Below are 22354 nucleotides of genomic sequence, written 5' to 3'. Positions count from 1 at the left end.
GAGTTTTTAAAATGAATGAAGTGAAATGCGAATGCGGCCATGTAAATCCTCATGGCACAGTGCTTTGTGAAGCATGCGGCAGGGTGCTGGATGAGAAAGAGAAGGACAGTAAACTTGTCGATATGAGATATGAAGGAAGCGCACGCCGTTCACAGACATATGACAAAACGATAGTTGACAAGATCTGGAATTTCTTTTCATCTGTTAAGGTGGGAATATGGCTTATAGTCATTACTTTGGTTGCTTCTGCTTTAGGGACAATCCTGCCACAGGAGATGTATATCCCGCCGAATATACCTCCTGAGCAGTATTACCAGGATGAATATGGCTGGTTTGGAAAGCTGTATGTGGAACTAGGCTTCCACAATCTCTATGGCTCTTGGTGGTATCTGATCCTGGTAGCCTCAATTGGAATCTCGTTAGTCATTTGCAGTCTGGACAGGGTTATCCCGCTATACAGGGCCTTGAAGGCGCAGAAAGTTTCGAGGCATGAAGGATTTTTAAAACGGCAGAGACTTTTTGGAATCTCTTCCGCTGCAGATTCAGCTGCTGATATGGATCGCATCAAAAAAAACCTGCGGGATAAGCGCTATAGCATCCGGGAAGAGGATGGCAATATCCTTGCGGAAAAAGGCCGCTTCTCAAGATGGGGACCATATGTAAACCATATTGGACTTATTATTTTTTTACTTGGTGCTATGCTTCGCTTTGTACCTGGAATGTACGTGGATAAAGTGCTATGGATCCGAGAAGGGGAAACTAAAGCGATTCCAGGAACAAATGGACAGTATTATTTATCCAGCGATAAGTTTATTCTCGAAGTGTACGATAAGGAAAATGACAAGGAAGTCTTTGGGGAAGCCCTTGGTAAGATGGGGGCCGTTGCGAAAAACTATCAAAGCAATGTGACACTTTTAGAACGTGAAGGTGAGGCTATTCCGGGAGAAGAGCCTAAGCTGAAAAAAGTGAAGGATTACAGCATTAAAGTAAACGACCCGTTAAAACACGATAAGTATGCATTGTATCAAGTAGATTACAAGCTTGATGAACTTGATAAAATGCATTTTAATTTGATCAATAAGAAATCGGATGAAAGTTTCGGTGCGATCGAAATTGATCTTTATAATCCTAAGCATAAGTTTGAACTGAAAAAAGGGTATTCGGTGGAATTAATGAATTACTTTCCTGATTTTGAATTTGATGAGAATGGTGATCCAGTCACCAAATCACCAGTTCCTAACAACCCTGCCTTCATCTTTAAAATGTTTACCCCTGATAAACCGGATGGGGAAATCAGCTTTGTCGCAATTAAGCAAACGGTCGAACCCTTTGGAGATAATGAATACAAGATGGCCTTTGCAGGCATTGAGACAAAGAACGCTTCTGCTTTAACTGTAAGGAAGGACTTAACATTATGGGCTATCGGACTTGGCGGCGCAATCTTTATGATTGGCGTTATCCAGGGAGCCTATTGGAACCACCGCCGAATCTGGATACAGCCAAAGACAGGTGAAGTGTGGATCGCGGGGCATACGAACAAAAATTGGCATGGACTTAAGAGAGAAATCAATATGGTTATTAAAGATACGGGAATTCATGAGCCAATTGACCAGTCTCAGGAACATGAGAAAAAGATATCTTAAGAGGGGGATTTCAGTTGGCTGAGATCAGCAGCAATCTATTATACTTTGCTTTTATTATTTATCTCGTCGCAACATTGGTATTTGGCGGTGCGATTAAGGATAAAAAGACAGAGAAAGAACAGAAACAGAGCAAATGGGCTTTGATGGGCTACGGATTAACCATTCTAGGTTTTGTCGCCCAGCTCGGTTATTTTGTAACACGCTGGATTGCCAGCGGGCACGCTCCTGTCAGCAATCTGTTTGAATTTACGACATTTTTTGGAATGGCGCTGGTTGGTGCATTCATTATTATTTATGCCATTTACAAAACAGCGGCTTTGGGAGTGTTTACCCTGCCGGTTGCTATCCTGATTATCGCATACGCAAGCATGTTTCCAAGGGATATTTCTCCTTTGATCCCGGCCTTGCAAAGCGACTGGCTGCATATCCATGTAACAACAGCTGCAGCGGGCCAGGCCATACTGGCGGTAAGCTTCGCAGCGGGACTAATCTACCTGGTTAAGGCAGTTGATCAAACAAAAAGCAGCAGGCAGACATTTTGGCTTGAAACTGTTATGTTTGGATTAATTTGTACATTGGCATTTGTAATCGTTACTTCCGTATTTTCTGGTTTGGATTACAAGGAAAGCTTTAATTGGGTAGATAAAAAGGGCAAAGAAGATGTAATGGAATATTCCATGCCTGCTCTTGCAGGTCCGCATAAAGGTGAACTTATTACAGAAGGCAGTTTCGAACCAATTATGGAGATGCCGGCTATTATCAATGCAAAAAAATTAAATACAGTCATTTGGTCCATTGGCGGCGGTTTGGTTCTTTATGGATTAATGAGGCTGATTTTCCGAAGAAGAGTGGCAGTCTTATTGAGGCCGCTAGTTAAGAATATTAATCTTGATTTAGTAGATGAAATCAGTTACCGATCAGTATTGATTGGTTTTCCAGTCTTTACATTGGGTGCGTTAATATTTGCCATGATCTGGGCACAAATTGCCTGGACCCGTTTCTGGGGATGGGATCCGAAAGAAGTTTGGGCTCTTATTACATTCCTTTTCTATGCAGCATTCCTTCATCTGAGACTATCAAAAGGCTGGCATGGGGAGAAGTCTGCCTGGCTTGCAGTTATCGGATTTGCAATCATGATGTTTAATCTTGTTGCAGTCAACCTGGTTCTTGCCGGCTTGCATTCATATGCATGATAAAACGTTCTTATTAAAGGTGTTCAAGGCCGTTTTCCTTTGGCTACAATAAGAGGAACCGGCTGGTTTGCTCACAGCTTAAACGGGGAGGGTTTTTTGTGGTGGATAATGTGAAAATATTAGTGGTGGATGATGAGGAAAGAATTCGCCGTTTATTGAAGATGTATCTGGAGAGAGAGGATTATTCTATCGACGAAGCTGAGGATGGGGATCAGGCTTTGGAAAAGGCACTTGCTAACGAGTATGATTTAATACTTCTTGATATCATGATGCCTGGCAAAGATGGTATAGAAGTCTGCCGCGAATTGCGCGAAAAGAAAGCAACTCCTGTCATTATGCTGACTGCCAAGGGCGAAGAAGTTAACCGGGTTCAGGGCTTTGAAGTCGGTACGGATGATTATATCATTAAGCCGTTCAGCCCACGGGAAGTCGTGCTGCGAGTTAAAGCAATTTTACGCCGTTCATCCAGCACTAGCTATGTCCAAACCGAAACTACCACAAAGGATGTTATCGTATTTCCGCATTTAACAATCGATAACGATGCCCACCGGGTCCTTGCTGATGGAAAGGAAGTCGCGCTTACACCAAAAGAATATGAACTTCTCTATTTCCTTGCAAAATCTCCTGATAAGGTATTCGACCGTGAGCAGCTTTTAAAGGAAGTCTGGCATTATGAATTTTTTGGAGATCTGAGAACTGTAGATACACATGTAAAAAGGCTAAGGGAAAAGCTGAATCGTGTTTCTGAAAATGCTGCCAAAATGATTGTCACTGTTTGGGGTGTTGGATACAAGTTCGAAGTTGTTAATGAATGATGTTTTGGCGCAGTGTAGTTGGTAAACTTTGGTTTACCATTTTGCTGCTTGTGTCTTTTGTGTTATTTATTTTATCCGTCCTGTTAATGGAGTTTTTTGGAAATTTCTATCAGGAGGAAATTGAAAATGAACTCACTAAAACAGCGACCAGAGTGGTAAAAATAATTTCTGAACACGAAGATACGGGGACCGCATTAACGATTGCTTCCGAACTGTTAGGAGACCAAACGAAAATTGTATTGATTGAAGATGAACGCAAACTGTATTCCTCAGAACTGTCACTTGAAAAAGGTCTTTCGCCTAAATTTTTCCGGGACGACCCGCTTCTGAAACAAGTGTTTACTAAGCGAAAAACTGTAAAGGCAGAAATGATCCTGCCGATAAAAAACAAGAATAATCAGGATGTTTCCGCAATTGTAGTAGGATTACCGCTAAAGCTTGACGGAAAGGAAGATGGAATTTACTTTTATCAATCTTTGGAATCAAGAGAGAAAACGATTCGTTCCACAACAAAATTCATCTTTCTTGCAGCGGGTGTCGCTATCATCCTGACTACCATTTTTGCCTTCTTCCTGTCTACAAGAATAACCGCACCACTGAGGAAAATGAGGGAAGCCGCATTCGAGGTTGCAAGAGGAAGGTTCGATACAAAGCTGCCGATCCTGACTCATGATGAAATCGGGGAACTGGCTACAGCTTTTAACCAAATGGGCAAACAGCTAAAATATAATCTTAATGCATTGAATCAGGAAAAAGAAAACCTTTCAAGCATTTTAAGCAGTATGGCCGACGGTGTTATCACTTTTAATAAAGATGGGACAATATTGGTTACGAATCCTCCTGCGGATCGCTTTCTCCAAAATTGGTATTATGAAAGAGGATTTAGTCAGGAAAAGCATCAATCTGTGCCCTCAGTGCTGATGAACCTTTTTGACCGTTCAGAGACGCATCAAAATGAACAGGTTGAAGAAATATCGCTGCAAGGCCATGATTGGGTCCTGATTGTCAGTCCGCTGTATAATAATAAAACTATTCGCGGTGCTGTTGCAATTCTTCGGGATATGACGGAGGAACGCAAGCTGGATAAGCTTCGAAAAGATTTTATTGCTAATGTCTCCCATGAACTGCGGACACCGATATCCATGCTTCAAGGCTATAGTGAAGCAATTATTGATGATATTGCAGACACAGAAGAAGAAAAGAAAGAAATGGCAAGAATCATATATGATGAATCCCTCCGGATGGGACGCTTGGTGAACGATTTGCTAAATCTGGCCCGAATGGAAGCCGGACATATTACCCTTAGCTGTGAACAAGTAGATATGGATCCATATTTAAACCGGATCACGAATAAATTTCACGGCTTATCCAAGGAAAAGGACATTGTCGTAAAGACAAGCACTGAGGAGTCTGGCCTAACCTGGGAATTTGATCCCGACAGGATAGAACAGGTGCTGACAAACCTGATTGATAACGCAATCAAGCATACACCTGCAGGGGGAAAGGTTGAAGTGATTCAGAGGACAGATCCGGTAAAGGGTCTGGTACTCGCTGTCCGTGATTCCGGTTCCGGAATCCCTGAAGAAGACCTTGCTTTTGTTTTTGAAAGGTTTTACAAAGCGGATAAAGCCAGAACCCGAGGATCAGGTACCGGCCTTGGACTTGCTATTGCGAAAAATATCATTATGGCGCATGATGGCCATATATCCGTCAACAGCATGCTCGAAAAAGGGACAACATTCACCTTCAACATTCCCCGAAAATTGCAGGAAATTGAATAATCCCATAAAAGTTTGACGGAAAATCTTGTTACATGGGAAACATAGAAAAGCGGAAGCGCCCTGCCAAAGGAACGCCGGCGCCAGAACTTGCAGAGGAAACTGTGGACTCCCAATTGAAAAGACAGGACTATGACACAGTCCAGGTATAGAGTTTTATAGGAGCCCTGCCAGGAATATATTCCTGCAGGGCTTTTCGCACTGTTTGGATTATTGACTGAATTTTCCTTCCTTTTTAATTGGAAAAAGTCTATAGTAAATGTGTAACTTTTGTCTTTTAAATGGCGACTATTATATTGAACGGAGGAGGAGATGAAGTTGGACTCCGTTTTTCATGAGCTTTATGAAAAGTTTCATCATGATTTATTTCAATTTTTATTTTATATGGTCAAAAACCGGGAAACAGCTGAGGATCTCGTTCAGGAGGTCTATATAAGAGTTTTGAAATCTCAAGCCCGGTTTGAGGGGAAAAGCAGTGAAAGAACATGGCTTTATTCAATTGCGAGAAACGCGGCGATTGATTATTTTCGTAAGCAAAAAAGCTGGAAGCAGCGCCTGCTGGAGAATTTCGATTGGGATCGGCATCAGGTTATAGATGATAAGCCTCTGCCGGAGGAAATTGCTATGCAAAATGATCAAGCCCAATGGATTTATAGGAGTCTGGACCAATGTACAGTTGACCAGCGCTCTGTCATTATCCTCAGATTTATCCAGTCCTTATCTATTTCCGAAACAGCTCAGGTACTTGGCTGGAGTGAAAGCAAGGTAAAAACGACGCAGCACCGAGCTTTGAAGGCAGTGAAAAAGGTTATGGAAGATAATGCAGTAAAGGAGGGTAATGCACATGACAAGATCACAATGGAGCGATCAGGAAATTGAGACATTGTTTAAAAAGCTGCCAAAGGTAAATGATAATCGTAATCCTGAAGAAATTTATCAGCAAATTTCCAGAAAAGTAATACGGAAAAAGCCAGCGGTCAAATGGATTCCAGCCTTTGCCGCTGTGGCCGCACTCATTGTGTTCACAGTGCTTTCATCCTCGCTGCTTCAATTCAACCATAGTGAACAAAGTAAAGCTGATAAGAGCACTACAGAGAAAGCAGCCAGCGAGTCTGCTGGAGCCGGAAAGAAGGAAGACCAACAATCAGACATAACAAAACAGGAAAGCAATGATCAAGATCAGCAGCTGCCGGACAATGAAGATACTCCAATAGAAGAGGCTGCTGAGGCACCGATGGATAAAGAAGGCCAAACAGAAATGCTAACGGAAAAGCAAACAAAGCAATTACAAACCGCAGCACTTAAGACAACTTCCGTGTATCCGGGTGATTTGGCTGAGCATAGCGTATTAACGATAGGAATCCCTGATCAGCAATTAAACTATTATATACCTGTTTCTTATATTGTTAACAAGACGGATCATCAGGGCAAGCTAGAGTCTCTTAAACAAAAAATGGCGGATGTTATGGAAGAAAACTTTGGGCTATCTGACTTTTATCCGTTAAATGTAGAATTAACTGCCGGGAAAGAACAGGGGGCAGTAAATATTAATTTCACAGGAGGCAATACCAGTGCTTTCGGTGATAATGAAGCCTTTTTTATAAATGCTTTAAGTGAAACATTCCGGTATGACGATGAAATAAGCAAACTAACGTTTAGTACGGATGGGAAGCCGGGAGCTGAATTTTCCCATATGGGCCCGACTCAGGAGGAGAAGATTAATAAAATTCCAATGCGAGCTATATTGCTTCATAAGCTTAATCCGGAATCCTCTGCACTATTTGTGCCCTCTTACAATTCATATGAAACAATTGAAGCAGCCTTTGAAGAAATGAAGAAATTAAACGAAGGGGCTTCCGTCTCTGCGTCAGTTGATCAGGCAATAAATGTTGCTGAGTTTAAAGCATCCGGTGAAAAACTGGCAGTCACATTTGCTAAAGACACCATGATCGAAGAGTCGGAAAGCCATTTAAGGAGCATTGAAGCGATACTCCTGCTGGCACGCGAATTTGGCTATAAAAAAGTACAATTTGTAAACAGCAATATACAAACTCTCGGTAATCTGGACCTCTCACAGGAGATAATGGTGCCGGTAGCTCCAAATAAAACAAGCTAAATAATAAATGTTTGCCCCGGCAGGCATTTTTTTTTATTTCAGGAATTTCTAAAAATTCATAGTTTGGATAACGGAAGTTGTGTGTCTATCTCTAGCACAAGCGCCCGGCAGCTTTTTTTTCGCAGGAAAATAAAGCCCATACGCACAGGACAAAAAACGCTTCGGCAGCGAATCATTGCACCAAACAAAGCTGAGGATGTGCTGACGTCGAAGATTGGCAGAGGACGGATGTTGTAAAGGATTTTTGTTACTGCCCTGCCGGACCTTAGTCGATGTTCCTTTTACCAGGGCATTTGCGCTTTTGTAATAGGCAATTTACAAGGGGCAAAGTGATATGCAACATTCGCAGTACACATCTAATTACTGTGCTTCTGAGCCCAGGTGATGACCTGCTTCTGCAACATAGCAGCCTTTTTTTATTTACAGAATCACTGAGTCAATAAGCTGGAAATCAGTTTAACATCTAGGTACATTCTACTCTTAATATAGTGATATGAATATTTATATAGAGGTGAGAAAAATAATAAGGAGCAAACTATTATTTGTTTAAGAGTGTTCTAAATGAAGTCGTGTCAGCATAGGGTAAGAGTGGTAAATGTGTCTTAGGAGGCTGAATATGCAAGATTACGGAAAACGTTTTTTAATAGTAATAATTATGGCGGCTTTTATTGGATTGCTATTTATTGGAGGGAAAAATGGCCATGTCCGCGCTGAAGAATTGCCATCCTTGCCTGAGGGCTGGGTATGGCCATCAGAAGGGATTATCTCAGATCGCTTCGGAACGAGAGATGGAGCCCATAAAGGTATCGACATAGCCGCACCTTTAGGAACTTCCGTAGTGGCTGCATCAGATGGAACTGTCGCCAAATCTTATTATTCAAGTACATATGGTAATGTGGTGTTTTTGAAGCATGATGATAAATATGAAACAGTCTATGCTCATCTGGAGAAACGGCTGGTTAATGAAGGGGATAAAGTTGATCAAGGACAAGCAGTAGGGAAAATGGGCAATACTGGCCGCTCGCGGGGGGTTCATTTGCATTTTGAGCTTCATCTAAATGAATGGACAGTACATAAGGAAAATGCCATAAATCCGTTGGCAGTGCTGGAAGAAAGAGTGGAGTTGGCGCAAACCGGAAATGCTGGTTCCATCGAGGAAATAGAAGATAATGCTGCAAGAAAAAGAACAATTCATGTCAGCATTAATAATCCTGAAAGTGAAAAACAAATACCTGCAGGAAAAAAAGAAGAAACCTCCCAATATTATAGTGAGGAAGACAGTGTTGCTGAATCGTCAGATCAGCAGGAGACAATTGCCGTCACATTAGGGCCAAATTACTGGAAAACCACCAAAAAAGAAAAAAATAAGACGATAACCGTAGACAGTGGTGACACATTATTTAGTATTTCACAACGATTTGATACAAGTGTTGAAAATATTAAAAACTTAAATGGGCTTAAAAGCGATCTTATTTTTCCTGAACAATCGCTAGTGGTAAATTGATTTTCTATTGGAGCGGAAGGCGCGGGACTCCTCGAAAATGCTTCGCATTTCCTTCGTGCAGTGTTCACTCAGGATAGTGTACCAAGGAGAAGGAGACCAAGGGGATCCAGAAGGCTGTATCACCGAGGAGGCTCCACTAGAGAGGAAATCAACAGGCAAGTAAAAACAGAGCTAAAGTTTTAGAGGCGTATTGATTAAACACAACTTTTTTGGAAAAGGATAAGCAAAAGCAGGAGCGAAAGGTATTCGCTCCTGCTTTTGCTTATGTTATAAACCGATTCGATACATGGATGTTATGTCATCCAGCTTGTTCATAATTTCAAACATTTCGTCGCTTAAAGGCTTGTCAAAGGAAAGAACCATGATGGCTTCGCCGCCAGCTTCTTTTCTGCCCACCTGCATCGTTGCAATGTTGACTTCATGGTCACCGAGGATTTTTCCTACACGGCCGATTACACCTGGACGGTCAGTATGCTGAATATAGAGCAGGTCGCCTTCAGGGCGGAAATCAATATTAAAGCCATTAATGCTGATAATTCGCGGGCCATAGTTGGCAACAAAGGTGCCTTTTATCTCGAATTGCCGACTATCGCCTTTTATCACGGCAGTAATATAATTTTTATAGCCTGAAGAATCAGACGCAACTTTTTCCCCGATTGTCACGCCTCTTTCCTGTGCAATCAGCAATGCATTTACTTCATTAACAGGTATATCAAGCCTCGTTTTGAAAAATCCGGAGATCAGGCTTTTGGTAAGAATACTAGTATCAAAGCCCGTGGCTTCTCCGGAATAAGTAACAGAGATCTCCCGTATGCCTTCTTTCATGCATTGAGAAGCGGTTGAGCCCATGCTTTTTACAAGCTGATAATATGGCTGGATTTTTTGGAACATTTCCTTTGTAATAGCTGGCAGATTAATAGAGTTGGAGACAGGCTTGCCCTCCAAAAAGATGAGAACTTCCTCCGCTACCTGGGTTGCTACATTCAGCTGTGCCTCTTTTGTAGATGCCCCTAAATGAGGGGTAACAATAACAGAATCCAGTTCAAGCAGCTTATTGTTTAAAGGCGGCTCTTGCACAAAAACATCAAAGGCCGCTCCGGCAATATGGCCTTCCAAAATAAGCTCGTATAATGCTTCTTCATCAATAATTCCGCCCCGGGCACAGTTTAGTAAATACACGCCCTTTTTACAGGTTCTCAGATTATCGATATTTAACAGTCCGCGGGTTTCATTCGTTAAAGGAGTATGTACAGTAATAATGTCGGCCTGACGCAAAAGATTCTCTAGAGTAAGAAGTTCTACATTCATGTTTTTAGCGCGTTCGTTCGTTAAAAATGGATCAAATACAACCACATCCATGCCAAATACCTGGGCTCTTTTCGCGATTTCGCCCCCGATTCGTCCCATGCCGACAATCCCCAGCTTCTTGCGGTTCAGTTCTGTCCCTGTAAAGGCTGACCGCTTCCATTCTTTGTTTTTAACAGAAGCGTGGGCCTGTGGTATATGCCTGACTAATGAAGCCATCATGGCAAATGTATGCTCGGCAGTTGAGATCGTATTTCCATCAGGAGCATTGACTACAACTATTCCGCGCTTCGTGGCGGCATTAACATCAATATTGTCTATCCCCACTCCCGCCCGGGCAACAATGCTTAGTTTTGGCATTGCGTTGATTAATTCCTCTGTTACAGTTGTTGCGCTCCTTACAAGCAATGCGTCAATTGTGTCCAATTCATTAACTGCCTCATCGACCGTTTTCTGGATGAGGGTTATTTCCGGGGAATCCATCAGCGGTGTAAGCCCCTCAGGCTTAATCGCATCTGCAACTAATATACGAAACATTTTCAGCACATCCTTTACTATATAAAAAAAATTTACTAAATGGGGGAGTACTGCTCCCGACCGGTATTTCCTGATGAAACTTAAGGAATTTTCTCGTGAAAGCTTATATTTATCTTTAAATCTTAAATTTCTGTTAATTCTACAAGAGCCCAGAATCCCTGTCAATTGAGCTAGCCCGAATGAAAGCGCTTCACCAAAAATAATTTTTGAAAAAGTTATAAAATCAAAAATCTTACTACTTTTTTCCTTTTACGATTTTGTGAAAACTCAAGCATACATCTTCACATTCTGAAGTGATTGGGATATAATCAGTATTGTAAAATAAATAGGTCTATCTTCGGGGCGGGGTGCAATTCCCCACCGGCGGTGATGAAGGTTCAAACCTTTTAAGCCCGCGAGCCTTTCGGGGCAGGATTTGGTGAGATTCCAAAGCCGACAGTATAGTCTGGATGGGAGAAGATGGAGGTTCCTTACGGCGTTTAAAATTATATTTCAAACGTTTCTTTGAACATGCCATTACTCCCTTCAATTCCATATGCGGATTGAAGGGCTTTCTATTGGTGTGCAAAAGGGCCTGTCCTCTTTTCGTGGGGTAGATCACAAAAAGAAGGAGAGAGATCTATATGAAAAACAGCAAGGTCAGAACATTAGTCGGGATTGGTATGTTCAGCAGCATAGCGTATATATTAATGCTTCTAAATTTTCCATTCCCTGGATTTCCCCAATTTTTATTGGTGGATTTCAGCGATATCCCTGCATTAATTGCAGCGTTAATATTTGGTCCAGCTGCGGGAATTTTGGTAGAGTTAATTAAAAACGTCTTAGACTTTATAATGACTGGCAGCCCAACAGGTGTACCGGTCGGACATATCGCCAATTTTGCAGCAGGAATTCTCTTTGTACTTCCAACGTACTTTGTATACAAAAAAATGGCATCTAAAAAAGGTATGACAGCTGGATTGGTTGCAGGCACCCTTTCAATGTCTGTATTAATGGGTGTTCTTAATTATTATGTATTCCTGCCGGCTTATACGATTTTCATGGGCTGGGAAGCAATGTCAGCTCCGGCTGCCCGCCAGTTCATTGCAACTGCAATTTTACCGTTTAACCTTGTAAAAGGCGCATTAATTACAATTGTATTCATGCTGCTTTTCATCCGTCTTCAGACCTGGATTTCAAAGCAGTCACAATATAAAAACGCATAATAAAAGCCCGGAATTGCAGTCTGCAGTTCTGGGCTTTTTATTAATTAGTGCTACCAATATAGAAAGAGAAAAGCCATCAGGGAGCAATGCTCCTGACGGCCCTCATAATAATTTATTCGAACTTAGTTGCATCTCCGTCGAACGGCTCGTCTGCAACCTTGATAGAGTCTGTTGGACATCCTTCAAACGCGTCCATCATGTCGTCTTCCAATACATCAGGAATTTCAACAATACCTTGGTTATCATCCAATGTTACGAAAGCAATGCCTTCATCGTCGTAATCGTAGATATCCGGTGCAGCAGCACCGCACGCACCACATGCGATACATGTTTCTTTGTCAACAATTGTATACTTTGCCATGAAAAAACCCCTCCCATTATGTACACAAGTTCCTACTTTTATAAGGAGGAACCTGAACTTCCACTATTATTGTAAAACTCAAACATGAAATTTTCAATAGAAAATGTATTGAGAATACTTATCACACAAAGGTTTTAGTGAAATATAAGTGTCGCTGCATTTAATTTTGATCTTCATTCCGTCAAAAATTAAAAAGGATTCCTTCTGCTGCATTCAGGGTTTTTCCGGTTTTATTTAGCCGGATTATGATTATTCGACAAATAGTCACCTATTCCGTCGAATCCTCTGATACAATGGAATGTAAAGAAAAGAACAAGTGACTTGACTAATTGGAAGCTAATTGAAGGGAAAGCGGGAGAATATTATTAGGCTTTTTCCCTCTTAGTATTGTGCCCTGTATCGGCGCTGCACAATTCAGCAAGAATTAAGGTTCTTTATGAACAATAATATCCAAATCAGGACAGTGATTATTTTGATTACAACCTATTTTCAGGCCGCGATTTTGCACTGCATCGATAAGTTTGACGGCCAGCGGTCAATATTTGGGATTTACCACTTGCTTAAGGGCAAGAAATCCTCACAGACCATTCAGGATGGCCAGCTTTTTGGCGTGTCTGTTTTTTTCGCTCTTTTCCCTGATGTTGCACGTATGAATGTTGAAGCTGCTGTACAAGGGCTGCAGAAGGCTGGGTATATCAAAAAGCTTGGTGCCGAGCATCATTATCAAGCAACGGTGAGCGGGAAAGATAGCCTCGAACAATTCTACTTGGAAAATCCTCTTCCTGCCGACCTGGATGGCTGGCAATTTCACTCTTTTACTGCAGTCTTTTGGGAACGGTTCACTCTATTAGTCCAAGCGCTTTCCAATATTGTTCACGGGGTTAAATCGTTTTATCCGATCCAGAAGAACTTGAATATTCAGCAATGGGTTAAAGTATTTCTGAAGAATGAAAATAAGGACAGGTCCGATCTTGCAGTTACGCTTTATGAGGAACTTGTCTTGCTTCTTGAGAAAAGGCAGCCGGCCGAGCGTGACATTTTTGTTATGAAGCTGACAGGAAGCCGGCGAACTGGCTATACAAATGAACAAATTGGCAGGATGCTCGGTATTCAGCCATCTGACGTCCGTTTTTTATTTGCAGGAACACTGCACTATATCATAAAAACGGTTTTAGCAAATCAGGATAGTTATCCATTGGTATCATCGCTGGTACGAGATCTAGCTGGAACGGAAGAGATGCCGCTGACTAATTCGGCAAAAGTAACATTAAAATACATTAAAGCAGGCAGGCAGCTTTCTGAAATTGCCCAAATACGCCGCTTGAAAATAAGCACTATTGAAGATCATATCGTTGAAATTGCTTTATGCTATAAAGATTTTTCCATTGAGCCCTATGTACCTGAAGGTCTGGAGACAGCAATCACAAAGATCGCCGAAAAACTTGGGACAAAGCAGCTAAAAGAAATAAAACAGCATTTGAAAAGTACAGCAAGTTATTTTCAAATACGGCTTGTTCTGGCAAAAATGGGGGATATAGCATGAAATTGGAGAATATTCTTCAGAAATATTTTGGTTTTACGGATTTCAGACCCGGGCAAAAGGAAGTAATAGCCTCCTTGCTCGCTGGTCAAAGTACATTGGCTATGCTGCCTACAGGAAGCGGCAAATCACTATGCTATCAGCTCCCTGCCTATATTTTAAATAAAAATATTATCATTGTTTCACCGCTCCTTTCATTAATGCAGGACCAGGCAGAGCAGCTGAAGATGAGAGGCGAAAAAAAAGTGATCTCTCTCAATTCTTTTCTGTCGCATAAGCAAAAACAAGCTGCGCTGAATCAGTTGGGACGTTACCGATTCATATTCCTATCACCGGAGATGCTTCGAATGAGTTCCGTTATGGCAACTCTTAAACGCCTTGATATTGGCTTGTTCGTTGTCGACGAAGCCCACTGTATTTCCCAATGGGGCTATGATTTCCGTCCGGACTATTTAAACTTAGGCGGGATAAGGGCTGAACTTAATAATCCATTAACGCTTGCATTAACTGCTTCAGCAACGGTTGAGGTAAGAACGGATATCGCAGAAAAGCTCAGATTAAGCAGCCCTACCCAAATCATTACATCTATCGACCGGAAAAATATTGCCCTTACAGTTGAAAAATTAGCCAGCTATGATGATAAGCTGGAACGGCTTATTGAATTGACTTCAGAGATAAAAGGGTCAGGCATTATTTATTTTTCAAGCAAGAAGCTGGCAGAGTCAGCTGCTGCCTTGCTGACAGAAAAGGGAATAAAAGATGTCAGCTTTTATCATGGAGGAATGGAACAGGAACAGCGCATGCTCATGCAGCAGCAATTCCTTTGCGGACAGATTAGGATTATTTGTGCAACCTCAGCCTTTGGTATGGGAATCAATAAAGAGGATGTCCGTTTTGTTATCCATTTTCACTTGCCGATGGGCATGGAAGCTTATGTACAGGAGATAGGCCGGGCAGGAAGGGATGGTAAACAAAGCGTAGCGATTCTGCTCTATAGTGCAGGTGATGAGGGGTTGCCGATTAGGCTTGCTGAGCAGGAACTGCCAACGAGTATTCAAATCGAGGAATCCTGCCGGTTTCTTAGCAGTGAAGGGTTAAATGCCAGCCAGCTTCCTCAGTCTGTCCAATTGGATCTAATGGCCAAGTACTCTCTCAATGAGACACAGCTCCGGTTTATTTTGGCTTTTATTAAGGACAGCAATCCAGCGCAGAAGGCCGGCGAATTAATTGGATATGTACAGGAAAGGAAGCTGGTCAAGCATGAGAAATTCAGCGGCTTTTTCCAATGGCTCCAATCATCTGAGTGCAGAAGAAAACTTCTCCTGAACTATTTTCAGGAAGAAAAGAAAGCAATTATCCCTTACTGCTGTGATAATTGCGGTTTTTCTAATGCCCGGCTGTTTGAAGAGCTGCCGGCTGGAAATCAGCAGAATTCCACAGTAGAACAGAACTTTTCCTGGAAAAAGGAATTGGAGAGTATTTTATTGTTAAAGAGAGCTGTAATTAATGAGAAATAAACATGCTGAATTGGTGAGGAGCCTGTCTGATAGGGAATTAAGAATAAATTTACTGTTAACTCAGGTTATTCTCTTATCTCTTTCATTTATTTTAGGTATTATTTTATTTAAGGATATTTCTGCTTTTTTCGCTCTTTTTCGACCCAATGACATTAATATCTTTATCATCGGCGGCGGGGCGGGAATAGCAGTAATCCTGTTTGATTTATTTTTAATGAAAATCGTTCCTGAATCGTGGCAGGATGATGGAGGGGTAAATGCCAGAATCTTTGGAAGACTATCTTACCCAATGATCTTTGTAGTTGCTATTGCTGTAGCATTCAGTGAAGAAATATTGTTCAGGGGAATGATCCAGACCCAGACAGGTCTTATGTGGGCAAGTATAATTTTCGCAGCTGTTCATTACCGGTATCTATTTAATTGGTTTTTATTTTTAAATATCACCGTTTTAAGTTTTTTTATAGGTTATATATTTGAAGTCACTGAAAATTTACTGGTAACTATTTTCGCCCACTTTTTAATTGATTTTATCTTAGGTATTATTGTGAAAAAACAGGCGGAAAAACAAGCAAAAGAACTTGAACAACAATAGAAAGAGGGGAGCCTAAATGGAATCAGAGAGGCGAATCATGGATGACCAGGCTGGAGGGCTTCGGTCAGAAATGAAAGTTTCCAGAACCTCACGTTCTTCAAAACTTCCAACCAGGAGTGAAGTGCATAGGGACAAGCGAAAGAAAAATAAATGGAAAATTAAGTTTCCTATGCTAAAGCTTTTATCCTTATTTTTTATCTTGCTGCCAATAACGATATACAGCCTGTATAGCTATTTCGACCAAAAGCAGGATGCGGGCAGAAACGGAGAATCCAGCGGCGGATATGAAACAATTAATATTGGCGGAAGCAGTGAAGGATCAGGGCATATACCAGCCCAGGCAGAAACGCCCCCGGAAACGGAAACAAGTACAAGCATTCAAAACGAATCATACGCTAAAGATGATCTGGCCGGTGAACCGAAAGCCCCTGCTCCTGCAGCGGCTGCAAAACCTGCCGATGAACAGGGAAAACAGCAAAATGAAAGCGACCCGCCGGGATATAAGGTTCTTTATCATACTGTACAGCCTCAGGAAACAATTTTTCGGATTTCGATGAAATATTATAAGTCCCAGGATGGGATACCGCTGATCAGGGAATGGAATAGCCTGCAGGCAAATGAAATCGAAGTTGGACAAGTGCTGAAAATCCCCATTAAGCAATAGCAGCATGTTGTACTATTCCATAACATTTCGCATATATTTTGGAGTAAACATGCAATTACTGGGGGTGACTCGGTTATGGAGCCAGCCATTATATTACTGGACGAGCATACCGATGAGGCAACAAAACAAATGCTGCAAAGTGTGGTAGACAGGAAGAGGAAATTTGACAAATATAAAAGAAATCATCTTATCAGCCTTTGGGCATCAATTGCTCTGGCAGGTATGTTCCTGAGCTATATTTATGTTTATATCGCTAAGCCGTACTCCTACTCCTTCTTCGCGATGTTTTCTGCATTTGTAGATGAATTTGATCATTTTATCTTTTTAATTGCAGTCATTGGGTTGTATGGCTATATGCTCGTGCTGAAGCAAAAGCTAGACAAAGCGGAGAAGGAATACCATGCTCTTCGCTGCGAAATTATCGATAGAAGCAAGGATCTATGGAGGGATCAGGCTTGGAAGACTCGCCATAAAGTTTATGAATCCATGAAAAAGAATTATGATATAAATCTTTACCATGAAAATAAGTAATAGAATAAAGTTTTTAAAGATAGAAAAAAGGTGTAATTACCCAAGTTGTGGAATATAGATATATCTATATTTATTGGGGTGATATTCGCATGTTTATTAAAAGCATTATGATTCCAAAGCATGCCTGCTTTGTAGCTCAGCAAGATGATACTTTGGATACCGTTTTAGAAAAACTGCAGGAAAAAGATGTGGATGGGCTGCCAATCTTAAATGGCGATGAATATGCAGGTATTATTACCAGATACGGTATATATAAAAGCTGTTTTCAGTCGGACTTGCCTAAATCTGAATTTATGAAGCAGACTAAGGCTGCAGATATTTCGACCCATCAGGATCAATTTCTGCAGGGTGACGAGATATTTGAAAAAACATTAGTAGATTTGAAGGTATTTCCGATTATGGCAGTAGTAGATGAGAAAAAGAAATTTCTTGGGGCAGTAACCAGAAGCGATGTGGTAGAGCAATTTACCAGTGCCTTTGGAATGCACCAGCCGGGAGTAAGGATCGCATTCACATCTGTAGAGACAGAGGGCCGGATTGCAAGGCTTGCAGAGATTGCCCACCAGTTCCACGAACATATCATTTCACTTGTAACCTTTGATGAAACAGACAAATTGGTTCGCAGGATCGTTATGAAAGTTGAAAAGAAGCCAAATATTGAAAAGTTCCTTTCAAAGCTTGAGGCATCAGGTTTTAGAGTGCTTAACGTTTCTGAGGATTAATCATATTCTGCTTTTAGAAAGCGGTAAATGGGAATGAATAATCTTGCCATAGAACTATGTGGCAAGGTTATTTTTTTAGGAGAAGAGGGTGGTGCTTAGAAATAAGAGAAATAAATGCTCCCTTTTTAAGAAGGCTTTATGTATGGCATTTTATTATGGTATGATTTCAGAAGAAACATAAGGGACTAGGGTGGATTCTTTGATTATTTTGTATTTATTTGCTGTATTAATTATAGCTGGTGTTTTTTTGCTTATCTTTATGTGGTTAACGGCCAGAATGAACAGGGTCATTAATACGGATATAAATTTTAAGGATTTTCCGGAGGATTTTGGAAAGCTTTCTATATTTTTTATTTCTGATATCCACAAACGGAAGGTATCAGATAGCATAATCAGCCAAGCTCTTGGAAAAGCCGACCTTGTTGTGATTGGCGGAGATCTTACCGAAAGCGGCGTGCCCTTTGACCAGGTTGAAGAAAATATTGCGAAGCTTAAGTCTATTGGACCGGCATATTTTGTATGGGGCAATAATGATTATGAAACAGATTATCATCTGCTGGACGCAACGCTGCTTAAACACGGAGTTAAGATTCTTGATAATACTGCAGTCATGTTTGAATCAGCTGAAGGAGAGGTAATATCCATCCTCGGCGTGGATTATTTAAAAGCAAAAAAAGCACGTTTGGATCTTGCGCTGGCCGATGCAGAAGCGGATTCCTTTAAAATCCTGATAAGCCATCACCCTGCAATTATAAAGGATATCAATGCCAGCTCTGGTATCAGGCTGGTATTGGCGGGCCATACACACGGCGGGCAAATCCGCGTTTTTGGGCGGGGACCTTATGAATTGGGGGGATTAAAGGAAGAGCGGGGAATCAAAATCCTTACAAGCAATGGCTATGGCACAAGCTTATTGCCGCTTAGGCTGGGAGCCAAGCCGGAGACTCATCTGATCCATCTCATGAAGGAATAGCAAAATAGCAAATCAAAGGATAGAAAAAGATCCTTCTGGAGGCAGCCATGCAAGAGGGTAAATATAATATTAAAGCAATTTCAAAGCTGCTTGGTATCCAGCCAGGTACGTTAAGAGCCTGGGAAAGGCGTTACCAGTTAATTTCGCCAGTCCGAAATGAGTCCGGGCACCGGCTGTATACAGAAGAGCATGTTAAAATTCTAAGATGGTTAATTTCCAAAACTTCACAAGGTTTCTCCATTAGCCAGGCTGTTTCGTTATTTGAGCAAGGCCGGAAGCTGGCAGCAGAAAATGGAGAAGAGGCTGCTGGAGACACAAACCAAATACAGCTTTTGAAAACAAGGCTGCTAGATTCGTTTATAGCTTTCAATGAGACAAAATCCCATGAATTGATCAACCAGGCATTTGCCTTATACACAGCCGACCTTGTGATAATGGATATTTTACGAACCATAATGGCAGATATAGAGCAATTGAGGGAAACAGGGGACCTAACCTCGGCACATGAACATTTCGCCTCATCTATCATCAGGGCAAGAGTAACGTATTATATGCATACAATTCCTTCACATGGATTTCTTCCAAAAGCGCTGGCTGTGTGCGGACCGGATGAGCGGCATGATTTTGAGCTGCTCATATTAACTTTCTTCCTTCGGCGAAAGGGATTGGAAGTAGTATATCTGGGGCACAGTGTTACAGAGGCTGATTTGAAAGCTGCGATCGGCAGCGTAAACCCGAGGTTTTTATTTGTGTCCTGTACCGTGCCAGCGAATTTGGAGAAAACATTAACACTTGCGGAAGATTTTAAGCGTGATAGGCCTGATCTGCAAATTGGCTTGAGCGGGCTAGCCTTTACAGCTCATAATAAAGATGAAAAAGTAAAATTTCAGAATTTATTTATTGGAAATACTAAACATGAATGGGACCAATGGATTGAGCGTTTTCTAATGCTGGATACAGAGTAAAAATTCCAACTGAGCAAAAACCCCTTAGCCACATTGTTTGGGTATAATAAACCAATAATTATCAAGGATATGCACCCTGATTCAGTGTCTTCATAGTATGTATGAAGATAGGAACGCGGGGGGCTTTTTTTATGAAACTTGAGCGGCTGACAACTAATAAGATAAAAATATTTTTAACATTCGATGATTTAAGTGATCGCGGATTAACAGCTGAGGATATAAAAGGAAATTCCCTGAAGATTCACCGTTTCTTTCATGAAATGATTGAAGAAGCCTGTGCTGAAATCGGTTTTGAAATAGCTGGTACAATTGGTGTTGAAATTTTTTCTCTTCCGGCACAGGGTTTAATTATTATTGTCTCAAGGGATGAAGAGGACCAATTCCTTAATGATGAAGATGATTATCTCGATCTTGAAGTTAAGGTTGGAGAGCATCCTTACATTCTATATTCCTTCCCGATACTGGAGGACGTAATTCAGCTTTCATACTGCCTTAAGAACATTAACATTATTGCTGGTTCCCTATATAGCTATGAAGATATCTATTATTTGCTTCTGGAAGAAATCCCGGATGCAGTATTTGATGCAGTCATTTCTCTGGCTGCTGAATATGGCAGTGTCTCTACACTTACACTCCCGCGTCTGCAGGAATACGGTAAGCAGATCATTGACCAAAATGCCGCTGGAATGATTACTGCTTACTTTTCCCGTTAAATATCTATTATTAGGCTTTGTTTAGTAAATTGAAAGATCATAAACCCAACATTTACACAGAATTTTTACAGGTTCCGTTTATTCCCTCATTCAACAGGGAAACGGAATAATAATAGGACAGAAGACCAAAAATGACAGCGTTTACATTTTTTGTTTCAAAGAGGGAAAATATATATTTTTATGCTTTGCATAAATGTACCAAAGGTGTATACTATGTCATGGAAGAAGTCCTTATTTACTAATTGACCTTAGGGGGTACACACATGGTAGCCGAAAAAGGTACTGAACCTGCTAACAATGAAGAAAAACATGATGTACTAAAATCAACTCAAACTGTTATACATAAAGCTCTTGAAAAGCTGGGATATCCGGAAGAGGTATACGAGCTTTTGAAAGAGCCAATTCGTATGCTCACCGTAAAAATCCCTGTCCGTATGGATGATGGGTCTGTTAAAATATTTACCGGATACAGGGCACAGCATAATGATGCTGTCGGACCAACAAAGGGCGGAATCAGATTCCATCCTGCTGTTTCTGAAAGGGAAGTTAAAGCGCTTTCCATTTGGATGAGCCTTAAGTGCGGCATTGTCGATTTGCCATATGGCGGCGGAAAAGGCGGAATTGTCTGCGACCCGCGCAATATGTCATTTCGTGAACTGGAAAAGCTAAGCCGCGGATATGTACGGGCCATCAGTCAAATTGTTGGTCCAACTAAAGATATTCCTGCTCCCGATGTATTTACCAACTCCCAGATTATGGCCTGGATGATGGATGAGTACAGCCGAATTGACGAATTCAATTCACCAGGTTTCATTACTGGAAAGCCGCTTGTGCTTGGCGGTTCGCACGGCCGTGAATCTGCTACTGCCAAGGGTGTAACGATTTGCATAAATGAAGCTGCAAAGAAGAAGGGCATTGAATTAAAGGGAGCGCGCGTTGTTGTCCAAGGCTTTGGTAATGCCGGCAGCTTCCTGTCGAAATTCATGCATGATGCAGGGGCTATCGTTGTAGGTATTTCAGATGCTTACGGCGGACTATACGATCCAAATGGGCTTGATATTGATTACTTGCTTGATCGCCGGGACAGCTTTGGAACTGTTACAAAGCTTTTTAAAAATACAATTACAAATAAAGAGCTGCTGGAGCTGGATTGTGATATCCTTGTCCCTGCTGCAATTGAAAACCAGATCACTGATGAAAATGCCCATAATATCCGGGCGAAAATTGTAGTGGAGGCTGCAAACGGCCCGACAACTCTTGAAGCAACTCAAATTTTGACGGAACGAGGAATTCTTCTGGTTCCTGATGTACTCGCTTCTTCCGGCGGTGTAACAGTTTCTTACTTTGAATGGGTTCAAAACAACCAGGGCTACTACTGGACAGAGGAAGAAGTTGAAGAAAAGCTGGAGAAAATATTGGTAAAATCATTCAATAATATTTATGAAACAGCTCAAACCCGCCGCGTCGATATGCGCCTTGCCGCGTATATGGTAGGTGTCAGAAAGATGGCTGAAGCTTCCCGCTTCAGAGGCTGGATCTAAAATTTGATTCGAAGTCATTAACACTAAAAAACCTTGTCCTGTACCAAAATAGACAAGGTTTTTTACGTTTCTGGCCTTTTTGTGTACTATTATGATTGTAAATGTCTTTATATATTGCTGGAAAAGGTAATCATTAGAG

The 22354-nt window shown here is 41.4% G+C and carries 20 protein-coding genes and 1 riboswitch; of the genes, 18 read left to right on the top strand and 2 right to left on the bottom strand.

The window, feature by feature from the left end:
- Nucleotides 1-11 precede the first annotated feature (11 nt).
- The 7 genes from resB to CVD28_RS18140 all read left to right on the top strand — a co-directional run bounded on the left by resB (nucleotide 12) and on the right by CVD28_RS18140 (nucleotide 9049).
- Nucleotides 12-1643 (top strand): cytochrome c biogenesis protein ResB, encoded by a 1632-nt coding sequence (resB, locus tag CVD28_RS18170; RefSeq protein WP_101594645.1) that lies wholly within the window; start codon nucleotides 12-14, stop codon nucleotides 1641-1643.
- A 14-nt stretch (nucleotides 1644-1657) separates the two neighbouring features.
- Nucleotides 1658-2836: a c-type cytochrome biogenesis protein CcsB gene (gene ccsB / locus CVD28_RS18165; protein ID WP_101594642.1), complete on the top strand. Its 1179-nt coding sequence runs from the start codon at nucleotides 1658-1660 to the stop codon at nucleotides 2834-2836.
- Between the two features lie 98 nt (nucleotides 2837-2934).
- Complete coding sequence (locus tag CVD28_RS18160) at nucleotides 2935-3651, top strand: response regulator transcription factor (RefSeq protein WP_180954214.1); 717 nt, start codon at nucleotides 2935-2937, stop codon at nucleotides 3649-3651.
- Nucleotides 3648-5432 carry an ATP-binding protein gene (locus CVD28_RS18155; RefSeq protein ID WP_101594640.1) on the top strand — a complete coding sequence of 595 codons (1785 nt, stop codon included), beginning with the start codon at nucleotides 3648-3650 and terminating at the stop codon, nucleotides 5430-5432. The genes CVD28_RS18160 and CVD28_RS18155 overlap by 4 nt, the downstream gene beginning before the upstream one ends.
- Before the next feature lie 315 nt (nucleotides 5433-5747).
- Nucleotides 5748-6308 carry an RNA polymerase sigma factor SigX gene (sigX, locus tag CVD28_RS18150; RefSeq protein ID WP_101594638.1) on the top strand — a complete coding sequence of 187 codons (561 nt, stop codon included), beginning with the start codon at nucleotides 5748-5750 and terminating at the stop codon, nucleotides 6306-6308.
- Nucleotides 6274-7545, top strand: a complete 1272-nt coding sequence (locus CVD28_RS18145; protein WP_101594635.1) for a hypothetical protein — start codon at nucleotides 6274-6276, stop codon at nucleotides 7543-7545. Before sigX ends, CVD28_RS18145 begins: the two co-directional genes overlap by 35 nt.
- Before the next feature lie 616 nt (nucleotides 7546-8161).
- Nucleotides 8162-9049 (top strand): peptidoglycan DD-metalloendopeptidase family protein, encoded by an 888-nt coding sequence (locus CVD28_RS18140; protein WP_101594633.1) that lies wholly within the window; start codon nucleotides 8162-8164, stop codon nucleotides 9047-9049.
- 267 nt (nucleotides 9050-9316) lie between these two features.
- Here the strand turns inward: CVD28_RS18140 and serA are convergent, their stop codons facing one another.
- Nucleotides 9317-10891 carry a phosphoglycerate dehydrogenase gene (gene serA, locus CVD28_RS18135; RefSeq protein WP_101594631.1) on the bottom strand — a complete coding sequence of 525 codons (1575 nt, stop codon included), beginning with the start codon at nucleotides 10889-10891 and terminating at the stop codon, nucleotides 9317-9319.
- A 329-nt stretch (nucleotides 10892-11220) separates the two neighbouring features.
- Nucleotides 11221-11356, top strand: a riboswitch (FMN riboswitch).
- A 158-nt stretch (nucleotides 11357-11514) separates the two neighbouring features.
- On the opposite strand from serA, the gene CVD28_RS18130 reads away from it, so the two are divergent.
- Nucleotides 11515-12096 (top strand): ECF transporter S component, encoded by a 582-nt coding sequence (locus CVD28_RS18130; RefSeq protein WP_101594629.1) that lies wholly within the window; start codon nucleotides 11515-11517, stop codon nucleotides 12094-12096.
- Between the two features lie 112 nt (nucleotides 12097-12208).
- On the opposite strand, the gene CVD28_RS18125 is transcribed toward CVD28_RS18130, so the two are convergent.
- Nucleotides 12209-12457 (bottom strand): ferredoxin, encoded by a 249-nt coding sequence (locus CVD28_RS18125; protein ID WP_101594626.1) that lies wholly within the window; start codon nucleotides 12455-12457, stop codon nucleotides 12209-12211.
- 436 nt (nucleotides 12458-12893) lie between these two features.
- Here CVD28_RS18125 and CVD28_RS18120 point away from each other — a divergent pair, with 436 nt between their 5' ends.
- The 10 genes from CVD28_RS18120 (at nucleotide 12894) to CVD28_RS18075 (ending at nucleotide 22215) form a co-directional block, all read left to right on the top strand.
- On the top strand, nucleotides 12894-14000 hold the full coding sequence (locus CVD28_RS18120; RefSeq protein WP_101594625.1) for a helix-turn-helix domain-containing protein: 1107 nt from the start codon (nucleotides 12894-12896) through the stop codon (nucleotides 13998-14000).
- Nucleotides 13997-15514: a RecQ family ATP-dependent DNA helicase gene (locus CVD28_RS18115; protein WP_101594622.1), complete on the top strand. Its 1518-nt coding sequence runs from the start codon at nucleotides 13997-13999 to the stop codon at nucleotides 15512-15514. The genes CVD28_RS18120 and CVD28_RS18115 overlap by 4 nt, the downstream gene beginning before the upstream one ends.
- Nucleotides 15504-16106 (top strand): CPBP family intramembrane glutamic endopeptidase, encoded by a 603-nt coding sequence (locus CVD28_RS18110; RefSeq protein WP_101594619.1) that lies wholly within the window; start codon nucleotides 15504-15506, stop codon nucleotides 16104-16106. The genes CVD28_RS18115 and CVD28_RS18110 overlap by 11 nt, the downstream gene beginning before the upstream one ends.
- A gap of 16 nt (nucleotides 16107-16122) precedes the next feature.
- Nucleotides 16123-16770, top strand: a complete 648-nt coding sequence (locus tag CVD28_RS18105) for a LysM peptidoglycan-binding domain-containing protein (protein WP_101594616.1) — start codon at nucleotides 16123-16125, stop codon at nucleotides 16768-16770.
- A gap of 75 nt (nucleotides 16771-16845) precedes the next feature.
- Entirely contained in the window at nucleotides 16846-17301 is a 456-nt protein-coding gene (locus CVD28_RS18100) for a YpbF family protein (RefSeq protein ID WP_101594613.1), read from the top strand.
- An 89-nt stretch (nucleotides 17302-17390) separates the two neighbouring features.
- Nucleotides 17391-18023 (top strand): CBS domain-containing protein, encoded by a 633-nt coding sequence (locus tag CVD28_RS18095; RefSeq protein WP_101594610.1) that lies wholly within the window; start codon nucleotides 17391-17393, stop codon nucleotides 18021-18023.
- 190 nt (nucleotides 18024-18213) lie between these two features.
- Nucleotides 18214-18996, top strand: coding sequence for a metallophosphoesterase (locus tag CVD28_RS18090; protein ID WP_374702548.1), 783 nt, complete (start codon nucleotides 18214-18216; stop codon nucleotides 18994-18996).
- Nucleotides 18997-19043: 47 nt separating this feature from the next.
- Nucleotides 19044-19961 (top strand): MerR family transcriptional regulator, encoded by a 918-nt coding sequence (locus CVD28_RS18085; protein ID WP_101594607.1) that lies wholly within the window; start codon nucleotides 19044-19046, stop codon nucleotides 19959-19961.
- 131 nt (nucleotides 19962-20092) lie between these two features.
- Complete coding sequence (locus tag CVD28_RS18080) at nucleotides 20093-20674, top strand: adaptor protein MecA (RefSeq protein WP_101594603.1); 582 nt, start codon at nucleotides 20093-20095, stop codon at nucleotides 20672-20674.
- A 263-nt stretch (nucleotides 20675-20937) separates the two neighbouring features.
- Nucleotides 20938-22215, top strand: a complete 1278-nt coding sequence (locus tag CVD28_RS18075) for a Glu/Leu/Phe/Val family dehydrogenase (RefSeq protein ID WP_101594601.1) — start codon at nucleotides 20938-20940, stop codon at nucleotides 22213-22215.
- Nucleotides 22216-22354: the final 139 nt, after the last annotated feature.

It is taken from the genome of Bacillus sp. M6-12 (assembly GCF_002860285.1).
GTDB lineage: Bacteria > Bacillota > Bacilli > Bacillales > DSM-1321 > Peribacillus.
This window is presented reverse-complemented; position numbering and strand designations above follow the sequence as displayed.